Genomic DNA, 13,975 nt, shown 5'->3' with positions numbered 1-13,975 from the left:
GTCCTACCGCGCCTCCTGGTCGCTGTCCGGGACGCGTGCGGCCCACATCGGCGGCCGCTCCGTCCGTGATGGGCCCGTCCCCTGTCGCAGGGCGAGCCGCTCGCTGTGGCCCCGCAGCGCGATGTGCAGCCCGTCCCACAGCGTGCCGTCGGTCCGGTCACGCGGATCGGGGTCGATCAGCACCACACCGACCACCGGAATGCGCTGGTCCGCGAGTTGCCGCGCCACGGTGTGCAGCCATGCGGCGCTGCCGTGCCCGGCACGCACGACGAGCACGGTCTGCGTACCGAGGTACTGGAGGTCGGTCCACGCGGTGCCGGGCGCGACCGAGCCGACGCCGAACCGGCGCTCCTGATCCGACACGGCGGCGGCATCCTCGCCGCTGACCACCTTCGGGCCCCCTGGCTTCGGGCGGCGGCCCGTGAGCTGCGGGCCGGGCAGACCGTCGACGATGACCACGGGCCCGTCCGCCTCCAGTGCCCTGGCGAGGTCGAGGGCGATCGCGCTCGTGCTGCGCGCACAGCCCAGTTCCAGCAGCGACACCGGTTCCGCCGAGCCGCGCACGGTGCGGGCCAGGGACGCGGTGAGCCGGGTCCGTGCCGCCCGGTTCCGTCGGCGCTGCCACAGCCTGCCGGACCGGCGGGGCAGCTCCGCGATGACCGAGGCGCCCAGGTTCGCCGCGATGTCCCGGCGCAGCACGGGGCGGTCCGCCACCACCGCGCCGACCGCGGACACCGCGAGCCCGAGGGCCAGCCCGAGGACGAGCCCGACCGCGGCGTTGGTGGCGGCGGTCTTGAGCAGGGAGTGGGGCACCGCGCGCGGGGCGTCCACGATCTGTGTTCCGGCGATGACCTTGGGCGTGCCGGTGCGTGCCTCCGCTGCGCGCTGGTCGAAGTCGGCCATCCGCGAGTTGAGTTCGGCGCGGCGGGCGAAGAGCGACTCGGTGCTCGCCGACGCCCCCGGGTCGCTGCCCGGCGATCGGCCGCCGATCGCCTTGTTGACCTCGGCGAGTTCGCGCCGTACGCGGTCACGCTGGTCGAGCAGGGCCTTGGACTCGGCTTTCGCGGCCTCCCGCATCCGCCGCACATGGTCCGCGACGAACGCGTCGGCGAGCGCCCTGGCCCGGGCCACCGCTTCCGCGTCGCTGTCCCCTGTCACATCGATCTGGAGCAGGTTGTTGGTCAGACCGGTGCCCCGGTAGTCCCGCATGAAGTCCTCCGGTTTTTCAGGGGACTTGAGGGATTTCAGGGCCGAGTCGGCGATCCGCGTGGTACCCAGCAGCGCGACGTCGGTGCGGATCAGCGTTCCGGTGTCGTTCGGCTGGTCCTCCTCGTGCGCGACCAGCACTTTGGTCACCGCGGTCGGCGGCGACGGCAGCAGGACCGCCATCGCCGCTCCGGCCAGCAGTCCGAGGAGCGCCATGGCGCACCAGAGGCGGCGGCGCCTGCGCACGGCCACCACCAGCGCCTGCAGGTCGAGGAGCGGAGTGGCGGCCGACGACTCCGGGGTCGTGCTCGTCGTCACGCTGAACCTCCCGTCGCGTGGCCGCGAACCGCGAGCGTCAGGGTGGTCTCGTCCGCGGGATGACCGGAGGTCCGCGTCGGACGGGCCCGGACCGGACCGGCGAGGACGATGCCGACGACCTCGTGCTTGCCGTCCGCACACGCCTCGGCGATGCCGGCCAGCTCGCCCGCGGTCCAGCTGCCCGCGCTGAGCACGACCAGGGCACCGGACTCGGCGCCGCGGTCCGGCACCAGCGGCTGGGACACCGGCACTTCCACCATCCGCAGGACGGGGTATCCCCTGTTCGCAGCGGACGGGGAGGGATCGCCCTTGGACTCGGTGACGAGCTGCTCGGCGGCCCGGCGGGCGATCCCGTCGCCTTCGGGTACGACCACCAGCAGCCGCCGGGCGGCCGGCAGCCGGTCCCGGAGGCGGGCGCACACCCGCCGGTAGCGGATCTGTCTGCTGGCCTCGTCGCCTGACGCCTGCGGCGTCGGTATGTCCCATCGGACGTCGACGCCGAGCAACCGGCGGATCAGGGCTCGCGGGCCGCTGCCCTCCGGCCGGTGCGCGGGCCGTTCGCCAGGTACGTCGACGGTGCCCAGCAGCACCGAGCCCAGCGCCGCGGCGATCTCCGGTTCGGTACGCAGCCGGCGGCTCCTCCGTGCGGCGGTGAGGTGGCCGATGACCGCGAGCAGGAAGAACAGCAGCGCTCCGGCGGCGATGAGCTGCGTCCTGGTGGGCGCCGCCTGGCCGTCCGGCCGGGCCGCGGGACCCATGACGACCATGCTGGACTTGTTGCTCACCGGGTCGGCCTCGTCCAGCTTCTTCATGGACTCCTGGAGCGCGATGCGCAGCTTCTCCAGCTCGGTGCGGCCCTGCACGCTCTCCACGGTCCGCCCCGGATCGGCCGCGTCGGCCAGCTCGGTGATGCGGCGGCCGGTCTGCACCACCAGCTTCCGCAGGTCCTCGGGCCGGGCCGACGCCTCGGAGTCGGTGTCCTCGCCCGCGAGCCGCGCGGCGAAGGTGACGAACTGCTGGGCCATGCGGTCGGCGAGCCGCTGCGCGCGCTCCGGGGTGTCGGCCGTACCCGAGATCTCGATGATGTTCCCGTCGGTGGCCGTGGCGCTCACCCGGTCCCGCAGTTCACTGCCGCTGACTCCGGCCCAGCCGAGCGAGGCGGCCGCGCGGTCGACCACCACCGAACTGGTCGCGATCTGCGCCTGGGTCAGCAGCTCGCGCTGCTCCCACGCCCCCGGCAGCAGTACCGATGCCGACGTCGTGTAGCGCGGCGGAAACAGCAGGGAGGTGCCGTAGCCGACGAGCGCCCCCAGCACGGCGAGGACGGTGAGCAGCCGCCAGCGCCGACGGATCATCCGCCCGATCGTGACCAGGCGTATCGTGTCATCGCTCAACGCCGCGGCCTCTTCCCCGCCCGGCCCGGGTCGGCCGCCGACGCGTAGGCGGCGAGCAGCGACGCTTGCGAGTTCTGCCAGGAGAGCGGCCCGCTGATCCGCTCCTGGCCGATCTTGCCCATCCGGGCCCGCTTCTCCGGATCGTCGAGGAGCAGCGCGATGAGCCGCGCGAACTCGGCCTCGTCGTCGGCGGACGCGTAGACGGCGGCGTCGCCGGCGGAGACGCGCGCCTCCTTCAGGTCGAACGAGACGATCGGCCGGCCCATCGCCATGTACTCCAGCACCTTGTTCATGGTCGACACGTCGTTGAGCGGATTGCGCGGGTCGGGGGAAAGGCACACGTCCGCGGTGGACAGGTAACGCACCAGGTCGGCGTCCGGTATGCGCCCGGTGAACCGCACCTGCTCGGAGAGCCCGAGCCGCCGGGACAGCTCCACCATGGCGTCGAAGGCGTCGCCGGAGCCGACGAACACCGCGTGCCAGTCGGTCCGCCCGAGCTCGTCGCGCAGCTTCGCGAGGGACCGCAGGGCGTAGTCGACGCCGTCCTGGGGGCCCATGACGCCGAGGTAGCACAGCAGATGGGGCTTGCCGTGCTTCAACTCCGGCTCCGGCGGCACGGGTTGGAACCGTTCGACGGCGGGCGCGCTGCGCACCACGAAGACGTCCTCCGGCCGCTTGCCGCCCCGGCGCAGGGCGACGTCCCGGTAGCTCTCGTTCGTGGCCAGCACGACGTCCGCGGTGCGGTAGGTACGCCGTTCCAGCGCGCACACGGCGCGGTAGAGCAGATCCTCGCCGCGGTCGAACCGGGAGAGGTACAGCTCGGGCACCAGGTCGTGCTGGTCGAAGACGAACCGCGCGCCGCGCCGCTTCAGCCACAGGGCAGGCAGGAACAGCAGGTCGGGCGGGTTGCACGCGTGGACCACATGGACCGGGCCGACCTTGCGGGCCAGCCGGGCCGTGTGCCACAACGCCGATCCGTACTCCCGCAGATAGCCGGCCGGTCCTCCGGTGGCCGCGCGCAACGGGTAGCGGTGGATCCGCACCCCGTCGATCACGGCCTCCGGCTCCGTGTCCCGCTTGCTGCCCCGGGGGCAGATGACGTGCACCGTCCAGCCCGCGTCGCGCAGTGTCGTGCACTCCTGCCACACCCGCCGGTCGAACGGCACCGACAGGTTCTCCACCAGGATCAGCGCACGCCGGCCCGTCCGGTCGCCGCCGGCCGTGTCATCGAACGATGTGTTACCAAGCAAGGCCCACGTACCCCGGTTCGGTCCGGCGCGCCTCGGCGTCGGGAAGGCGGATGAGGTCGACTATCACCGGGCCGTCGCCGCCGTGGGGCAGCGCCGACAGTACGGCCGGGTCCCTGGTCCCGGCCAGGCACACCTCGGCGTGTTCGAGCACCTCGTCGACGGAGTCCGCGAGCAGCTGCGCGAGGTGCGGCAGCCGGGTCTCGATGTACTCGCGGTTGGCGCCGAGCAGCCGGGAGAGGCTCACGTTGGCGTCGTAGATCTTGAGGTCGTACCCCTTGCCGAAGAGCCGCTCCGCCAGCTCGACGAGCGGGCTCTCGCGGAGGTCGTCGGTGCCCGGTTTGAAGGACAGCCCGAACAGGCCCACCCGGCGCTTGCCGGTGCGCTCGACCAGCTCCACCGCGCGCTGGAGATGGTCGGAGTTGGAGGGCAGTACGTGGGCGAGGATGGGCACCGAGACATCGGCCCGCTGCGCCGCGTGCACCAGGCTGCGCAGGTCCTTGGGCAGGCAGGAGCCGCCAAAGGCGAAGCCGGGCCGCAGGTAGGCGGGGCTGATGTTCAGCTTGCGGTCGGCCAGGAACACATCCATCACCTGGTGCGAGTCCACCCCGAGCGCCTGGCACACCGCGCCCAGTTCGTTCGCGAAGCCGATCTTGAGACCGTGGAAGGCGTTGTCCGCGTACTTGATCGCCTCGGCCGTCGGGACCGGCACCCGGAACACCTCGCCGGGCAGGCCCTCGTACAGCGCCGCCACCGCGTCGCCGCTCGCCGGGTCGAGCTGGCCGATGACGGTCTTGGGCGGGTCGAAGAAGTCCCGCACGCTGGTGCCCTCGCGCAGGAACTCCGGGTTGACCGCGACCCCGATGTCCACTCCGGCCGTGCGGCCGACGTACTTCTCCAGGATCGGCACCAGCAGGTTCAGGCAGGTGCCCGGGAGCATGGTGCTGCGGAACACGACGGTGTGCCGCCCGCCCCGCTCGGCCAGCGCAGCACCGATCTGCTCGGTGACCCGCTCCAAGTACGTGGTGCACAGGCTGCCGTTGGGCTCCGACGGCGTGCCCACGCAGACCAGCGACACCTCGCTGCCCATGACCGCCTCGCGGACGTCGTCGGTGGCGCGTAACGCTCCGGTCCGCACGACCTCGGCGATGAGCTCGCCGATCCGCTCCTCGACCACCGGGGCCTTGCCGTCGTTGACCAGGTCGACCTTCACCTGGTTCACATCCACCCCGATGACCTGGTGCCCCATGCTGGCCAGGCACGCGGCCGATACGCAGCCCACGTAGCCGAGCCCGAAAACGCTGACTCTCATGACCCGTTCCTCCCCCCGGGCAGGCCCTTGCGGCCTGCCTTCCACGCGCCGTCAGGACGGCGCCCCCCGCCACGCATCAGTAGGCCCCCTGCCCCTGGAGCACCGCACGCAGGGTCTTCCACAAGATCACCGTGTCCAGGGCGAGCGACCAGTCCTCCACGTACCGCAGGTCCAGCCGGACCGCCTCTTCCCACGGCAGGTCGCTGCGTCCGCTGATCTGCCACAGGCCGGTGAGCCCGGGCTTGACCAGCAGCCGCCGCCGGATGTCCGGGCCGTACGCGGCGGACTCCTCCGGCAACGGAGGCCGCGGGCCGACGAGCGACATCGATCCGGTGAGCACGTTGAAGAGCTGCGGGAGCTCGTCGAGCGAGTACCGGCGCAGCACCGATCCCACCCGGGTCACCCGCGGATCCCGGCGGAGCTTGAACAGCAGCCCCGCGCCCTCGTTGCGGTCGGCCAGCTCGGCACGTGCCCGGTCGGCCCCGGCGACCATGGTGCGGAACTTGAGAATGGTGAACTCGCGGCCGTCCTTGCCGACCCTGCGCTGGCGGTAGAACGCCCCGCCCCGGCTGTCCACCAGCACGAGCAGCCCGACCAGCACCATCAGCGGCGCGAACAGCACCAGCAGGACCGCGGCGCCCAGCCGGTCGACGACTCCTTTGACCGCCCGGCGGCCCCCGGTGAAGGTCGGCATGCTGACCCGCAGCAGCGGTATCCCGAGCACCGCGTCGATGTGCAGCCGCGGCCCTGCCACCTCCATCAGCACGGGGGCCACGACCATCTCGGCCTCGCTGCCTTCGAGGTTCCAGGCCAGCCGCTGCAACCGGTCAGGTGACCAGTGCGGGTCCGGGGTGACCGCGACGACACGGTAGCCGTCGCGGCGGACGTGGCCCGCGACGTCCGTCAGCCGGCCGACGACCGGCACTCCGTCCAGTTGGTCACCGTCGAGGCCGAGGCCGTCCGTCGTGCACACCGCGTCCACCCGCCAGCCGAGGTGCGGGAACTTGCGGGTCCGGGTGATCAGGTCGCGCACGGTGGCCGGGCTCCCGGCGGCGAGCACCGGTCGCAGGCACCATCCTTCCTTCCGCTGTTTGTGCAGCCACAGGCGCAGCAGATATCGCTCGGTCATGGTGACGAGCGCGATCGCGGGGATCGCGACGAAGATCCAGAGCTTGATGTTGCGCGAGGTGAGGGCGATCCCGCCGAGCGCCAGCACGACGGTCGCCGTGAACAGTGAGCGTCCGAGCCGGCGGAATTCCTCGGCGCCCTGGCCGAGCACGGCCGGAGCCCACGAGCGGCTCACCGCGAGCGCCCCCAGCACCAGCAGCTCGGTGCCGAAGGCGAGAATCCCCCATTTCTCATGCCAGTTGGCCGCGTCCCGGGCCCCGAAGAAGTTGCCGATCGCCGCCACCACGAAGGCGGTGGCCACCGTATCGCTGGTGATCACGGTACGGCGGTACCGCTGCTCCCAGTCGGACGCGGGCTGTCTGATCGCCCCGTCCGCCAGCCGCCCGCGCGCCGGCGGAAACGGGTTGAGTAATCCCCCTTGCCGCACAGAACCCCCCAGGTCCCCAGTGGTTCGACGTGTTCGCCTAGCACTGTTCCTCCCCCTCGGGAGGCCCCCGCCTCCCGCGCCGCGCTGTTCCTCCCCGTGGGAGGCCCCCGCCCCCCGCGCATGACATGCCGGCTATGCCAGAACTACGTGAACAACCCCACCCTGGCGGCGGCAGACTCGCATGTCCGGCCAGAGTTTCGAGGTGCGCGAAAGCCCGTCGATACCTCGGGTGCTCCCCACACCCAAGGGCCCCCTCTCGGGCTCCAAGAATTGGTCAACCCACGTCTGGCCGCCGGCGACGCGACTGCTGGCTTCCCCTAAAGCCACATGCATAGATCATTATTTGTCGCCGGTGTCCAAACATGTGAAGCACGGGTCAATCTAGACCATCGGGGCCCCGCTGAAGAGGGGATGTGTGGAATTTGTGCCCAAACCTTGAAGCCAAATCCACCGATCAGTGACCGCCCGCGGGTCCGACGACCGCGAAGACGTGCCGCGTGACCTGCGACAACGGGAGTTCTCCGGGCCGTCGGCACCAGCAACGCCGAGCCTGACGAGGGGTCACCAACTGCTCTTGGCCACACCGGGGAGTTCGCCCGCGTGGGCCATTTCGCGCAACCGGACGCGCGAGAGACCGAAGGCACGCAGATACCCACGGGGGCGACCGTCGACGGAGTCGCGGTTGCGCACCCGGGTGGCGCTGGCGTCGCGCGGCTGACGGCGCAGTTCCCGCTGGGCGTCGAGGCGTTCCTCATCCGAGGTCCCGGGATCGGCGATGACCGCCTTCAACTCGGCCCGGCGCTCGGCGTAGCGGGCCACGATCACCCGGCGCCGCTCGTTCTTGGCGATCTTGCTCTTCTTGGCCATCAGACCTTCCCTCCCCGGGCGCGGATGCGGGCCACGGCGGCCTCGACGCCGATGGCGTCCACGGCCTTGATCGCCCTGGCACTGAGCGTGAGCCGGACGTGGCGCCCTTCACTCGGCAGCCAGTAGCGCTTGCGCTGGATGTTGGGGTCGAAGCGGCGCCTGGTTCGCCGGTGGGAGTGGGAGACGTGGTTGCCGAAGCCGGGTTGCCGGCCGGTGAGCTGACAGTGGGCGGACACGGTTCCTCCTGGTTCTCGTTGCCTTACGGGGTCGCAGCACCGTAACCCTAGATGAACATGAAAACCAATTCCATGTATGGTGATGTGCATGGCCCGGAACGAACTACGCCCGATCATCAAGCTGCGGTCCACCGCCGGCACCGGCTACACGTACGTGACCCGCAAGAACCGGCGGAACGACCCCGACCGCATGACCCTCCGCAAGTACGACCCGGTCGTCGGCCGCCACGTCGACTTCCGCGAGGAGCGCTGACCGCCATGAAGCCCGGCATCCACCCCGCCTACCGGCCCGTCGTCTTCCGCGACAGGGCCGCCGACTTCGCCTTCCTCAGCCGCTCCACCGCCACCAGCGACACCACCGTCGAATGGGAGGACGGCCACTCCTACCCGGTCATCGACGTCGAGATCTCCTCGGCGAGCCACCCCTTCTACACCGGCACCCAGCGGGTCCTGGACACCGCGGGCCGCGTCGAGCGGTTCGAGCGGCGCTACGGACGCGGACGGAGGGACCGGTGAACACGCACGAACCCCGGCTGGCCGTCGCGATCGTCGGCGGACTGCACGCCGACGCCCGCCGCGCCGCCGTCGAGGAGGTCCTGCGTACGGTGCCCGGCTCCGTCGCCCTGCACCATGACCTGTCCGCCGCCACCGACAGCGCGGTGCACCGCACCGTGCGGGACGCCACGGGGCTGCTCGACACCGGTGAGGCACCCCTGGTCAACGACTGCGCGTGCTGCGCCCTGCGCGAGGACATGATTCCCGAACTGCTGCGGGTGGCCGCCGGAGGCGCCCACCGGCTGGCGGTCGTGGAGCTGTGGGACTCGGTCGAGCCACAGGCCATGGCCGCCGTCATCGCCTCCGCTGGCCCGCCCCTGACGCTGACCGGGGTGGCCACCGCCATCGACCCGGCGCTGATGGTGCCGTACCTGTCCAACGGCGACGACCTGGCCGACGTCGGCCTCGCCGCTGCCCCGACCGATCAGCGCACCGTCGCCGACACCTTCGCCCGGCAGCTGGAGTACCCCACGCTGATCGCCATCGCCGAGGAGACCACAGGTGAGGAGCCCGCGGACGACGGTGACCACGCGCTGCTCACCCAACTCACCCCCGGCGCACGGCAGATGCGGCTCGACGAGAGTGGCCTGGGGCCCGCGCTCCTCCGGGGCTTCGATGTCGGGGCGGCGGCCGTCCGTCAGCATCCGGCGTGTGCGCTGCTGCCCCAGGACACCGACGAACACGGCGTCAGCACCCTCGTCTGGCGCCGGAGGCGCCCCTTCCACCCGGGTCGGCTCCACGCCGCCCTGGAGTACCTGTGCTGCGCCGCCGCCCGCAGCCGCGGCCGCTTCTGGCTGGCCGACCGGCCCGACACCCTGCTCTCGTGGGACGCGGCCGGTGGCGCGCTGTGCGTGGAGTCCACCGGCCCCTGGCTGGCCGCACTCCCGGACGCCGCCTGGGAGATGGTCCCGGCGGAACGCCGCGTCGCCGCCTCCCTGGGCTGGCACCCGGAACACGGCGACCGCTGCCAGCACCTCACCTTCACCTCGCCCGGCCTCGACCGCGGCAGTCTGCTCCCGCTGCTCGACTCGTGCCTGCTCACCGACGACGAGTACGCGGCGGGCCCGGAAGGCTGGAAGCACCTCTCCCCCGCCTTCGACGACCTGCTCGACCCCGCGGCGTGAAGCGCGCGTCGGGCCCCGCACCGTCAGCCGGCCGCGGGGTCCGGGGGTTCGACGTGAGCCAGCTCCGGCGTGTCGGTGCTGCAGTAGACCAGCCCGTCGTGGTCCACGTCGCAGGGTGTGACCGTGCCGTCGTCGTACACGAGCCAGGCAAGCACTGGACGACGTTCGAGACGCTCGGCGCCGTCGGTGCCGTACGTGCCGCCGAGGCGGTAGCAGACCGTCCAGCCCATTCCCGGCAGGGCCGCGACCACGTGTGGCCGTCGCTCGTACGCCAGGAATCCCGGGTGACGGTCAGCACGGACGACACGGCCCTTGTCCCCTTGGGCCGCGTCGCCCGTGCCGTATATGTAGCCGACCAGTTCCGCCCCGTCGGGCAGCCACTCCACGACGTCGTACGCCTCGACGCATCCGTTCGCGCGGTCGACGAGCGCGACCCATCGCTGTCCCATGCGGGCGGTGGCTTCCACGGGCGGTCCTTTCGGCGGCCGGACGGTTGGTCAGTACGTCATGCGCGGCCCGGCGCGAGTCGCCGGGTGAGCAGCGGGGTCACCAGGACGACGGCCAGCAGGCGCAGGCTCTGGACGGTGGAGACCAGGGCGACGTTCGCGTGGGAGGAGACCGCCGTGGCAAGGACCGCGTTGATCCCTCCGGGGGTGGTGGCGAGGTAGGCGTCGGTGAACGGGGTGTTCGTCACGCCCGCGAAGAGCCACGCCAGCCCGGCGCAGCCGAGGCAGACGACCGCCATGCAGACCAGGATCGGGGTCAGCAGGCGCCGCACGCTGACGAGCGTCCGGCGGGTGAACCGTACGCCGACGTCGAGGCCGACCAGGACGAAGATGACGTTCTGGAGCACACCGACGGGCGCGAAGCCGGGCACGGCGCCGCTGAGCGTCGCCGCCAGGGCGACCAGCATCGGGCCGATCAGCAGCGGCGTGGGCACCCGCAGCCGTCGGCCCGCCCAGGAGCCCGCGAGGGCGATGACGGCGAGGGTGAACAGGCCGGTGAGCTGGTCCGAACCGGCGACGATGTGAAGGAGGCCGGAGACCGCGGCCGGGTGGCCGGACGACGCCGAGGAGGAGGCGGAGGTCATCCAGTGGGCGGCCAGTGGCGCGGTGGTGGCGACGAGGCCGACCCGCAGGTACTGGGTGAAGGCGACGAGCCGCACATCGGCGTTCAGCTCGTCGGCACAGGTGACGATCGCGGCCGAACCACCGGGCACCATGCCGAGGACGGCACTGGGCCGCCCGATGCGGCCACGGCGGGCCAGGAGCCGGGCGACCGCGACGCTCAGCGCGATGGTGGCCGCGGTGACCACGGTCAGCGGCAGCGCGACCGGCGCGGCGGAGACGAGGGCCGACGGGGTGAGGTAGCTGCCCATGAGGGCGCCCACCAGCGCCTGCGAGGCCCGGTTGGCCGGTGCCGGGAGCCGGTCGCGGACCACTCCGCACAGCGCCGGGACGGCGCCGACCAGCAGGGAGGACAGCAAGTAGGGGGCGGGAACGCCGAGGGCGTCCGCCGCGAGACCGGCGGCGTAGCCTCCGGCGATGATCAGGGCCCAGAGCCCGGTGGGAGCTGGGCGGGAGACGGGGAGTTCGGAGCTGCGCGGGGCGGGCTTCGGCGCGGTACTGGCGGTGGGGGACGGGCGTTCGTCCGTGCGCCGCGGCGCGGAAGTCGGTGCCACGATGGGCGCCTTTCGTCGGATGGTGCGGGTCCGTTGGACTCGACGCCTGTGCGAAGCAGGCACTCTCCACTGTGTCGCTTACGGCCTGTGCGCACACTGAGAGCGCTGAGTGAGCGCTGTGGAGACCCTGAGAGCCCGCTGAGAGACGCGCGGCCGACCTGCGGTCCGGCCTCTAGACTCGCAATTGAGGATCAGTCTCCCGGCCGACCCGTCGGTACTGTCATGGGGTGATGTGGCGTGCGTGTGCTGGTTGTCGAGGACGAGCAGAACATCGCCGCCGCCGTGGACCGCGGCCTGCGCGCCGAGGGGTTCGGCGTCGACATCGCGGAGAACGGCGAGAAGGCCCTCGGCCTGATCAGGCACAACGACTACGCCGTGATCGTGCTCGACCTGATGCTGCCGGGCCGCAACGGCTATGACGTCTGCCGGACCCTGCGCGCCGCCGGCCTCACCACCCCGGTGCTGATTCTCACGGCCAAGGACGGGGAGTACGACGAGGCGGACGCCCTCGATCTCGGCGCGGACGACTATCTGACGAAGCCGTTCTCGTTCGTGGTGCTGCTGGCCCGGATCCGCGCGCTGCTGCGCCGCAGCGCCCCGCAGCGGTCGCCCGTCCTCCGTGCGGGTGATCTCTGGCTGGATCCGGCGGCGCACCGGTGCGGACGTGGCGAGGAGCGCCTGGACCTGACGCCGCGCGAGTTCGGGCTGCTGGAGTTCATGCTGCGCAACCCCGACACGGTGGTGAGCAAGACCGAGCTGCTCGCCCAGGTCTGGGACGCCTGGTTCGAGGGCGACCCCAACATCGTCGAGGTCTACGTCGGCTATCTCCGGCGCAAGATCGACACTCCGTTCGGCCGGTCCGCGATCGAGACCGTACGCGGTATCGGCTACCGGCTGGACGCGAAGGGCGGCTGAGTGTCCCGACGCCTTCGCCCCGGGCGTCCGGCACTCGGCCGGGTGCGACGGCTGACCCGGAAGCTGAGCCTGCGGACCCGGGTCACCATGTGGGCCACTCTGGTCGTCGCCATCGCGATGGTGGCGGCCGGCCTCGGACTGCTGTTCGGCCTCCAGCGCTCCATGTGGGGCGACCGGGACGGCACCGGCCGCCAGCGGCTGTCCGACGTCACCGCCCTCGTCCGGCACGACCGGTTGGGGGCCCTCATCCCCTCCAACGGAGGGGACGCCGATGTCGTCGAGGTGCTGGACACCCACGGGAAGGTGCGGGCCAGCTCCGACTACGAGACCCGCCCGGGCAGCCCCAGCGGCTTCCCGGTCCCCCTCCCCCCGCGGGTGCTCGACGGACGTCCCGCCACCCTGCGCGACCTCAGCATCGGCGACGGGGGCGACTTCCGCGTACTGGCCCGGCCGATCCGTATCGACGGCCGCCCCGCCACCATCGTCGTGGGGGTGTCCCTGGCCCAGGCCGAGCACACCCTGTCCAGCCTGACCACCGGCCTGGCGATCGGAGTGCCCGCGCTGACCGCGCTCGTGGCGTGGACGATCTCGCTCACCGCAGGCCGCACCCTGCGCCCGGTGGAGACCCTGCGCCGCCAGGCCGCGGACATCACCGCGACCGATCTGCACCGCCGCCTCGACCTGCCCGCCTGTCAGGACGAGATCCACGCGCTCGGCGTCACCCTCAACGACATGCTCGCCCGCCTCGACGACGCCTCCGCCGCACAGCGCCGCTTCGTCGCCGACGCCGCACACGAACTGCGCAGCCCGCTGACCGCCCTGCGGGCCCAGCTCGAGGTCATGGCCAGCTACCCCGACCCCGACCGGGACCCGACGGTGGCCGCCACCCTGCTGGAGGACACCGTACGGCTGCACGACCTGGTCGAGGGACTGCTGGCACTGGCCCGCAGCGAGGACCCCGCCCGGTCGCGGTCACAGGCCGCACACGTCATCGACCTGGACGAGGTGGTGCTGGCCGAGGTCCGCAGGCAACGCTCCCTGGCCCGGGCGGACATCGACGCCCGGCGGGTCTCCGGCGGGCGAGTGCGGGGCGACGCCGAGGCGCTGCGCTGCGTCGTACGCAATCTGCTGGACAACGCCCGCCGCCACGCGGACCAGCGGGTACGGGTCGCCCTGGGCGAGCGCGGGAGCACCGTCGAACTCACCGTCAGCGACGACGGGTCGGGCATCCCGCCCGCGGACCGGCTGCGGGTCTTCGAGCGCTTCACGCGACTCGACGAGGCGCGGTCCCGAGAGGCCGGCGGTTCCGGTCTCGGTCTCGCCATCGTCGGCAAGGTCGTCACCGCGCACGGCGGCACCGTCCACGCCGACCAGGACCCCGCACCGGACGACGGCGGCCTCGGCGGGGCACGCCTGGTGGTCCGCCTGCCGGCAGCGCTCCCGTCCGACTGACCAGCCGGACGAGCGCCACAAGGCGAGAACGAGGCCGGGCGAAACGGCCATCTTGCCCGGTGCATGCCAATTATGCGAAACTCCGGAAATCGATGCCTGCCCGCGAGCCGTTC

At 72.1% G+C, this 13,975-nt stretch carries 14 protein-coding genes; 5 read left to right on the top strand and 9 right to left on the bottom strand.

The genetic code is table 11. From position 1 onward, the window contains the following. Nucleotides 1–3: 3 nt before the first annotated feature. The 7 genes from ACH4TL_RS31940 to rpmB form a co-directional block, all read right to left on the bottom strand. Nucleotides 4–1,524, bottom strand: coding sequence for a Wzz/FepE/Etk N-terminal domain-containing protein (locus ACH4TL_RS31940; protein WP_398325691.1), 1,521 nt, complete (start codon nt 1,522–1,524; stop codon nt 4–6). Continuing rightward, entirely contained in the window at nt 1,521–2,918 is a 1,398-nt protein-coding gene (locus ACH4TL_RS31935) for a Wzz/FepE/Etk N-terminal domain-containing protein (protein WP_398325688.1), read from the bottom strand. Before ACH4TL_RS31935 ends, ACH4TL_RS31940 begins: the two co-directional genes overlap by 4 nt. Beyond that, nucleotides 2,915–4,168 (bottom strand): glycosyltransferase family 4 protein, encoded by a 1,254-nt coding sequence (locus ACH4TL_RS31930; RefSeq protein ID WP_398325685.1) that lies wholly within the window; start codon nt 4,166–4,168, stop codon nt 2,915–2,917. The genes ACH4TL_RS31935 and ACH4TL_RS31930 overlap by 4 nt, the downstream gene beginning before the upstream one ends. Continuing rightward, on the bottom strand, nt 4,158–5,477 hold the full coding sequence (locus ACH4TL_RS31925; RefSeq protein WP_398325682.1) for a nucleotide sugar dehydrogenase: 1,320 nt from the start codon (nt 5,475–5,477) through the stop codon (nt 4,158–4,160). The genes ACH4TL_RS31930 and ACH4TL_RS31925 overlap by 11 nt, the downstream gene beginning before the upstream one ends. A gap of 76 nt (nt 5,478–5,553) precedes the next feature. Further along, complete coding sequence (locus tag ACH4TL_RS31920; RefSeq protein WP_398325677.1) at nt 5,554–7,032, bottom strand: sugar transferase; 1,479 nt, start codon at nt 7,030–7,032, stop codon at nt 5,554–5,556. 561 nt (nt 7,033–7,593) lie between these two features. After that, nucleotides 7,594–7,899: a 30S ribosomal protein S14 gene (gene rpsN / locus ACH4TL_RS31915; RefSeq protein ID WP_398325674.1), complete on the bottom strand. Its 306-nt coding sequence runs from the start codon at nt 7,897–7,899 to the stop codon at nt 7,594–7,596. Beyond that, nucleotides 7,899–8,135: a 50S ribosomal protein L28 gene (gene rpmB, locus ACH4TL_RS31910; protein ID WP_398325671.1), complete on the bottom strand. Its 237-nt coding sequence runs from the start codon at nt 8,133–8,135 to the stop codon at nt 7,899–7,901. Before rpmB ends, rpsN begins: the two co-directional genes overlap by 1 nt. A gap of 88 nt (nt 8,136–8,223) precedes the next feature. Between rpmB and rpmG the strand changes: the two genes are divergently transcribed. The 3 genes from rpmG to ACH4TL_RS31895 are packed head-to-tail and all read left to right on the top strand — an operon-like array spanning nt 8,224 to nt 9,814. Beyond that, nucleotides 8,224–8,388, top strand: coding sequence for a 50S ribosomal protein L33 (gene rpmG, locus ACH4TL_RS31905; protein ID WP_009719228.1), 165 nt, complete (start codon nt 8,224–8,226; stop codon nt 8,386–8,388). Between the two features lie 5 nt (nt 8,389–8,393). After that, on the top strand, nt 8,394–8,651 hold the full coding sequence (locus tag ACH4TL_RS31900; protein ID WP_398325668.1) for a type B 50S ribosomal protein L31: 258 nt from the start codon (nt 8,394–8,396) through the stop codon (nt 8,649–8,651). Continuing rightward, nucleotides 8,648–9,814, top strand: coding sequence for a GTP-binding protein (locus tag ACH4TL_RS31895; RefSeq protein WP_398325665.1), 1,167 nt, complete (start codon nt 8,648–8,650; stop codon nt 9,812–9,814). Before ACH4TL_RS31900 ends, ACH4TL_RS31895 begins: the two co-directional genes overlap by 4 nt. Nucleotides 9,815–9,837: 23 nt before the next feature. Here the strand turns inward: ACH4TL_RS31895 and ACH4TL_RS31890 are convergent, their stop codons facing one another. Both ACH4TL_RS31890 and ACH4TL_RS31885 read right to left on the bottom strand, forming a co-directional pair. Continuing rightward, nucleotides 9,838–10,281, bottom strand: a complete 444-nt coding sequence (locus tag ACH4TL_RS31890) for a hypothetical protein (protein WP_398325662.1) — start codon at nt 10,279–10,281, stop codon at nt 9,838–9,840. Between the two features lie 38 nt (nt 10,282–10,319). After that, nucleotides 10,320–11,495 carry an AbrB family transcriptional regulator gene (locus tag ACH4TL_RS31885; protein WP_398325659.1) on the bottom strand — a complete coding sequence of 392 codons (1,176 nt, stop codon included), beginning with the start codon at nt 11,493–11,495 and terminating at the stop codon, nt 10,320–10,322. Between the two features lie 237 nt (nt 11,496–11,732). Here ACH4TL_RS31885 and ACH4TL_RS31880 point away from each other — a divergent pair, with 237 nt between their 5' ends. After that, a complete protein-coding gene (locus ACH4TL_RS31880) occupies nt 11,733–12,410 on the top strand; it encodes a response regulator transcription factor (protein ID WP_398325656.1) in 678 nt (225 codons plus the stop codon). Then, nucleotides 12,411–13,862: an ATP-binding protein gene (locus tag ACH4TL_RS31875; protein WP_398325653.1), complete on the top strand. Its 1,452-nt coding sequence runs from the start codon at nt 12,411–12,413 to the stop codon at nt 13,860–13,862. Nucleotides 13,863–13,975 lie beyond the last annotated feature (113 nt).

It is taken from the genome of Streptomyces sp. NPDC021115 (genome assembly GCF_044333065.1).
GTDB lineage: Bacteria > Actinomycetota > Actinomycetes > Streptomycetales > Streptomycetaceae > Streptomyces.
The sequence above is the reverse complement of the archived record's forward strand: the minus strand, read 5'-3'. Positions and strand labels throughout refer to the sequence as shown.

What these genes read in the sequence shown, in the direction of transcription:
- rpsN (WP_398325674.1), bottom strand. Translation starts at nt 7,899, where the DNA reads ATGGCCAAGAAGAGCAAGATCGCCAAGAACGAGCGGCGCCGGGTGATC.
- ACH4TL_RS31925 (WP_398325682.1), bottom strand. Translation starts at nt 5,477, where the DNA reads ATGAGAGTCAGCGTTTTCGGGCTCGGCTACGTGGGCTGCGTATCGGCC.
- rpmG (WP_009719228.1), top strand. Translation starts at nt 8,224, where the DNA reads ATGGCCCGGAACGAACTACGCCCGATCATCAAGCTGCGGTCCACCGCC.
- ACH4TL_RS31900 (WP_398325668.1), top strand. Translation starts at nt 8,394, where the DNA reads ATGAAGCCCGGCATCCACCCCGCCTACCGGCCCGTCGTCTTCCGCGAC.